At 39.4% G+C, this 6,913-nt stretch carries 5 protein-coding genes; 1 reads left to right on the forward strand and 4 read right to left on the reverse strand.

Annotated elements, in window-relative coordinates; genetic code table 11:
- The first annotated feature begins 1 nt into the window (after position 1).
- Positions 2 to 1,783 (forward strand): anaerobic ribonucleoside-triphosphate reductase, encoded by a 1,782-nt coding sequence (gene nrdD / locus Q0791_RS03820; protein ID WP_299002880.1) that lies wholly within the window; start codon positions 2 to 4, stop codon positions 1,781 to 1,783.
- Positions 1,784 to 1,880: 97 nt separating this feature from the next.
- On the opposite strand, the gene torD is transcribed toward nrdD, so the two are convergent.
- Genes torD through Q0791_RS03840 form a run of 4 tightly spaced genes read right to left on the reverse strand, consistent with a single transcriptional unit; the run spans position 1,881 to position 6,428 of the window.
- Entirely contained in the window at positions 1,881 to 2,525 is a 645-nt protein-coding gene (gene torD, locus Q0791_RS03825) for a molecular chaperone TorD (protein ID WP_299002881.1), read from the reverse strand.
- An 18-nt stretch (positions 2,526 to 2,543) separates the two neighbouring features.
- On the reverse strand, positions 2,544 to 5,036 hold the full coding sequence (gene torA / locus Q0791_RS03830; RefSeq protein ID WP_299002883.1) for a trimethylamine-N-oxide reductase TorA: 2,493 nt from the start codon (positions 5,034 to 5,036) through the stop codon (positions 2,544 to 2,546).
- Positions 5,033 to 6,232 (reverse strand): pentaheme c-type cytochrome TorC, encoded by a 1,200-nt coding sequence (torC, locus tag Q0791_RS03835; protein WP_299002886.1) that lies wholly within the window; start codon positions 6,230 to 6,232, stop codon positions 5,033 to 5,035. The genes torA and torC overlap by 4 nt, the downstream gene beginning before the upstream one ends.
- Positions 6,233 to 6,257: 25 nt before the next feature.
- Positions 6,258 to 6,428, reverse strand: a complete 171-nt coding sequence (locus tag Q0791_RS03840) for a periplasmic nitrate reductase, NapE protein (protein WP_299002889.1) — start codon at positions 6,426 to 6,428, stop codon at positions 6,258 to 6,260.
- Positions 6,429 to 6,913: the final 485 nt, after the last annotated feature.

The raw sequence follows: 6,913 nt of genomic DNA on the forward strand, positions 1-6,913 counted from the left end.
GATGCAAGTCTTTAGTCAATCACAGATTTTAGAAAAGTTAGATTTTATCCAGCGTTATGTTCATAGCACTAATGCCGCCGATGGGTCGAAATTCGATGCGAACGCGAATGTGACTCATAAAAATATTACCACGTTAGAAACTGAACTGATGAAAGATTGTTTCATACAGATCAATCGTGTTCAAGTGCAAAAAAAAATAGCGCAATTATTTGACCAAGATTTATCTGATGAATATGTACGCCAAATTGAAGAACATGAAATATATGTTCATGATGAAACTAGCCTAAAGCCCTATTGTACCTCCATCACAATGTATCCTTTCTTGTTTGATGGCCTAACTAAACTGGGTGGTGAGTCTAAAGCACCACAGCATATTGAATCTTTTTGTGGCACATTTGTTAACTTGGTTTTTGCGATTAGCTCACAGTTTGCAGGTGCGATTGCAACGGTAGAGTTTTTGACTTATTTCGATTATTTTGCTCGTAAAGACTACGGTGATGATTATCTCAATACTCACTGTCATGCTGTTGCTAATCATTTTCAGCATGTCGTTTATGCTCTTAACCAGCCCGCAGCTGCACGGGGTTACCAAAGTGTATTTTGGAATATCTCACTGTATGACCAATATTATTTTGATGCCATGTTTAGTGATTTTAAATTTCCTGATTTTACTGCACCAATTTGGTCAAGTGTCGATAAGTTACAACAATTTTTCATGAATTGGTTTAATGATGAACGTAAAAGTGCAGTATTAACATTTCCGGTGATCACTGCCGCGATGTTAATCAATAAAGGGCAAGTTAAAGACCAAATATTTGCTTCATTTTGTGCAAAACAAATGAGTGAGGGGAATTCCTTCTTTGTCTATCAGTCAGAAAATGCGGATTCGTTGGCTTCTTGTTGTCGCTTGCGAAATGAAATTAGCGATAATACTTTTTCATATACCTTAGGTGCTGGTGGAGTCGCGACAGGCTCAGTGAATGTCATTACCATTAATATTAATCGATTAGTACAACAGGGACGTGATCTATTGAGTGAAGTGGAGAAAATCCATAAGTATCAGGTTGCATATAGGGCATTGATGAATGAATATTTGAGTCATGGATTATTGTCAGTTTATGATGCTGGTTTTATTAGTTTAGATAAACAGTTTTTAACCATTGGTATTAACGGAATGGCCGAAGCAGCTGAATTTAGTGGCATTGAAGTCGGCTATAATCCAGCATATATAGACTTCGTTAGTTCAAAGCTTAAAGTTATTTATGATGCTAATAAGGCTGCTAAAATTCAATATGGCTATTTGTTTAATACTGAGTTCGTTCCTGCTGAGAACTTAGGATTAAAAAATGCAAAATGGGATCGTGAAGATGGATTGCTTGTACCAAGAGATTGTTATAATTCATATTTTTATTTAGTAGAAGATCAAACTATTAATTGTTTAGATAAATTTTTACTGCATGGCAAAGAGATGACTCGCTATCTTGACGGCGGATCAGCGTTGCATTTAAATTTAGATGATCACCTCAGTGAGCAGAATTATTTTAATCTGTTAAATATCGCGGCAAAAACAGGCTGCAATTATTTTTGTGTCAACGTTAAAATGACGATTTGTAATGAATGTGGGCATATCAATAAACGAACCTTAGATAATTGCAGTGCCTGTGGTTCGATAGATATCGATTATGGTACTCGAGTGATTGGCTATTTGAAGCGGATATCAGGGTTTAGTCAAGGTCGCCGTAAAGAACACCAAAGACGAAGTTATAGCAATTCCATCATATAGATAAAAAACTTAGAGCATTCCAGGCTTTTCAATTCAAGGTGCATTGATTGAGTTATACCCAAATGAATGCCTTAAATTCTTTGGGTATAACGAGCCATCATAGATGGGGTTTTATCGTTTTGAGATCGTATAGGATCCAACTTTGTGTCAAGCGGGCTAATGCACTGTAAAATTGACCTTGATCATATTTTATCACTCTTGTGACAAATTGCTGAAGCCAAGTATTCAGATAGCTGTCGATAAAAGCAAATTGAGCCTGAATGTCTTGGTTTATGCACAGATGTTCGCAATAGGCCAAGATCACGGCTAAATGATCGGCAGGCTCAGGGAAATGAGTTTGCACTTGTAATTGGGCTTGTTTTAGGAATTGAAGCATTTGTTGGTGTTGCTGGCCAAATAAAGGAACGTCATCTTGCTCCTGTTTAGCTTTATCTAGGTATAAGCTTGCGTAAGGCGAAGCACTTTGTTTCGTTCCAAGGAGAAAGAGTCCGCAGTAATCGGCAGCGAGTGTCAATTGTGCTTCATGGGTGTCTAATGTCTGTAAGGTTGAAACGAGTATATTGACATCGTGTTGGAATTTGGGCTCAGTGGCAAGTTGTGCTAAAAAAGCCTGAGCTTGTTCCGATAGCAATTCTTTGAGATGCTGACGATTAATTTCTTTAGCAAATAAAGATGATAAGAACCGATAGACCATAGCGCGGGCTTGGTTTGTGATGGCATTATTGATTTCATTTTTATTCATATCATATTCTTTATGTGATTAAATCTTGGTTTCAATGGGGCCGCTAAATGAACTGACATCGGGGACTTTCCCTTGGTATTTCTCAAAGTCAACGAGGCAGGTATATGCCGAACAGGCTTGGGCTAATTTAGATGTACCTATGTCCATTGTGAGTGTATTTGGATCCCCATAACTGCAAAGTGCGCCGACTTTTGCGCCACCTACCTTGCTACCATCATCTCCCACAGGACCATACCAAGCGCCTTCTTGAATGCGGATCACACCTTGTGGGTAACGAGTCGATACGACGGCACCTGCCAGTAACTGGCCACGGTTATTAAATACACGGACGATATCCCCATTCTTAATACCACGATGTTTTGCATCAATGGGATTCATGTATACAGGCTCTCGATCATTGACTGCATAGGTTTCACGTAATGCTGTCGATTCACACATTTGTGAGTGGATACGTTTGTCAGGGTGGCAAGATTGCATCCAAATTGGAAACTCCTTAGAGCCAGGTCCACCATGACTACGTTCTGCTTTTTCCATCCAAATGGGGTGTCCTGGACAATCATCGTACCCAAATTGAGCTATCTTACGGCTGTAGATTTCAATTAAACCAGAAGGCGTGCCCAATGGATGTATTTCAGGATCGTCTCTGAAGTCAGCATGCCTAACCCAAGGCTTACCTTCTCCAAAATAAACATAGCCTTGTTGCCAAAAGGTGTCGAAATCAGGCATGTCGAATTTACCTTTATTGGCTTTTTTACAATCGTTATATAATTTAATGAGCCAATCTTTTTCTGACATATTTCGAGTATATTCTTTTTCTTTTCCCAATAATGCTGCAAATCGAGTGAAAATCTCAAAATCAGAAAGGCTTTCATACAAAGGCTCAACCATTTTGTGCATGGCGAGTAGGCCTCTATTTGAGTAGCTGCCATGAATATCGATATCATTACGTTCAAATGTGGTGCAGGCAGGTAGGACGATATCTGAGAATCGGCAAGTGGCAGTCCAGTTAACATCAATGGTGACGACACATTCCAGCTTGTGGAATGCTTGTTTCATTTTGTTTCTGTCTTGATGGTGGTTCCATGGATTATTACCAGAGAATATCATCATCTTTATGTCAGGAAAAATGACTTTAGCGCCGTTAGCATCGATGGTTTTTCCTGGTGATAAAATGGCATCAACCCAGCGTGCGATTGGAATCGTGCTGCTAGCCCCTTTGAAATCATTGTTGTCAAATATCGGCTTTTGATCTTCATCTAAGTTACGAGGAAAAGCCCCAGGCGTTGCTGCACCCGATGCCGGTACACCAATACTTGAATAATGATGACCATAACTGATCCCACCGCCTGGTAAGCCTATTTGCCCTATCATAGTTGCGAGCACTGCGGCCATCCAATAGGGTTGTTCTCCATGTTGTTGTCGTTGGATACACCAACCCATGAGTATTTGCGTTCGACCTTTGGTCATCACTTTGGCTAAATCTCGAATGATCTCAGGTTTAACATGGGTAATTTTTGCTGCCCATTCTGGGGTTTTAGGGATGCCATCGTTTTCTCCCATGAGATAGGGAAGGAATTGCTCAAAACCTATGCTATAACTGTCGATAAATTGAGTATCATGGAGATTTTTAGTGATCATCTCATGGGCAATGCCTAACATTAATGCCACGTCAGTTTGCGGATTGACATAGAGTTGCTCACAGCCTAGGTATTCCTGTGTTTTGGTCACCACAGGATCAATACTGATCACACGGATTTGACCCTGTTTCACTTTTTCTTTCAGCTGGGCCAGATACTTGTAAGATTCATGGGTTTCAGCATTCCAACCTATTTGTAGATTTTTATAGGGATCGTTAGACCATAAAATAATGGTGTTTGATTCTTTGAGAATAAGTGGCCAAGACGTTCCCTGCGCGTAAACTTCTGTTGAGCCTAAAATGTATGGCAAAATCGTTTGACCAGCACAGGTAGAGTAGTCGCCAATTTTTTTGACAAAATTACCGTGCATGCTGATAGCGCGCTGCATATGACTGGTACTTGAATGTAATTGACCCGTTGCGCGCCAGCCAGTTTGACCTGCGTGCAGGCCAGATGGACCATAATGCGTCTGTATTTCATCCAGTGATGCCTTTAGTAAGTGCAGGGCCTTATCCCATGTGACGCGAACAAAGCGAAAATCACCACGTTGATGAGTATTACTTTTGTGGCCTTTGAGTAAAAAATCCAGACGTACCATAGGGTAACGAACACGAGATGGATTATAAACTAATCCTTTGATGCCCTTTATCATGTCACTTGGGTATTGATCACTGTCAAAAGGAATGACTTGGTCGATTACCCCATTTTTACGCTTCATTTTGAAGGCGCCACAATGTGTGCCAGTGGTTAACCATTGATCATCATTATTGTTAATGCCAGAGGCGAAAGTATTGAGAGGAGCAAGCACAGATGCACCACTCAAGGCTACATAAGAGGTTGATAATAACCCTTTCAGAAAGTCTCTTCTTTTCATTTTTTATCCTGTGAATTCGAGTGCGCAGGCTGGTTGAAAGTCGATGAATGTGCTTGTAAATATTTTTGTACGAGTGCTTGCGTGTCCTGATCCATATTGACAAAGGCGACCATACCTTGGAACATGCCTGGCCAAGTATTAGCATCAAAGTGAGTGACTGAGGGTTGGGTATGGCATACGCTACAGCTGGTACTGTATGTCTCACGTGCATAGTCCCAAAGTGGTTGTAGATCGGCGACTAAGTAGTCTTTGTCAGTCCAAATTTGGGCCTCAACGCGTTGCCATTTTAATCCCGTTAATGGATCTTCTTGCTCTTCAAAACTATTGATCACACCTGGTTCTTGTGCCGCATCTTTTGTCAGCTGAGCCGATAAGATGTTGAGACCAAAATCGTAGTAAATGACACGGCCTGCTCCAATTTTTTTACGCCAACCGTTGAGCTTTAATTTTACGCGGTTTCCTTTGGCTTCGATAATGTTGACTTTGGTGGCGATGTTTAATGTTCCTGCTTCAACGTCAGTACTTTCATTGAAGAAAAGCGGTTTAGTTAACACGGAAAAGTAAGTGTTATCGACTTGAGGTGAGTGTTCACCAGCACCAACTTGAGCGATCAGATCTGGTGCGCGTGATGTGTTCATATCCGGTAGCTTATGGGCAATACCTTTATGACAATCAATACAGCTTTGATCGGTTTCAGCTGCTCGTTTCATTTGTTTTTGAGCAAGCTTAGACATGCTTTCCCATTTCATTGACTTATAATCATGGCAATTTTTGCATGCAAGAGAATCATCTCTATCGAATCGTTTCCATTCTCGACTGGCCATGGTTAAACGGTTTTCTTCAAATTTTTCGGGGGTATTAACGGTTTGTAGCATCCATCCCCATACGTCATGGGAGGCTTCCATTTTTCGTGCTATTTTACGGCTCCAATTATGAGGAACATGGCAATCTGGACAGGTTGCACGCACGCCCGAATGATTAGACCAATGCACAGTTTCTTGTAATTCTTGGTACGGCATGCTTTCCATACTGTGGCAACTGATACAAAACGCTTCTGTATTGGTCAATTCAAGTGCGGTATTGAATCCACCCCAGAAAATAATACCCATTATAAAGGCAGATAAACTGACCATGCCTAATGTGAGGTATCGAGCAGGTTTATTGAGTGTATGCCAAATATTGATAATCCACTTCATAGCAGTATCCTTTAAACTTTTTAAGTTAGTGGCTGGCTACACCGTTAAACATCTGTATCATCCAAATGATTAAGCCATAGGTACCAATACTTGAAATACTGAGAATGGGGAAAAGGAGAAAAATAATGAAAGCTAATGCTTTTAACTCTTGAAGTTTAATATTGGTCTGTGGATTTTTAGTATTGAGTTTTATCATAATGCTCTCTTTGAACAGAATAAAAAGGTTAACGTTATTGTCTATATATTTTTAAAATGTTTCTTAATTGTTTTTTTAAGTGATGTTAATTATATTTATCAGGACGGAGTACTCTTAAAAATGGGTATATCATTATTTTATTTTAATAAATTACTGTTTTAATTGATGTGGATCAATTTGCATTAGACTTTATTAATGTTTGGGAAATATACTTTGTATTGAAGAGTGTTAATGTTTTTTATATTTAAACTGTGTGATTTTTTATTTTATCTTTTGTAAGTTTTGGTGTTATTTTTTTATGTGTTTGTTTATTTATTGGTTGTGTGTAAATATAAATGTAATTAATAAATAACCTGCTGAGGATTGCATTCATGACAAAGGCCAGCAGATAGGTTTAGCATAATGAGTCTTAGGTGTCCCCTTATATAAAGCAGCCACATCAAGGGTTTTGAGGTAAAATACTCCAAACAACCATAATAAGCTCA

The sequence above is a fragment of the uncultured Shewanella sp. genome, assembly GCF_947495455.1.
GTDB lineage: Bacteria > Pseudomonadota > Gammaproteobacteria > Enterobacterales > Shewanellaceae > Shewanella.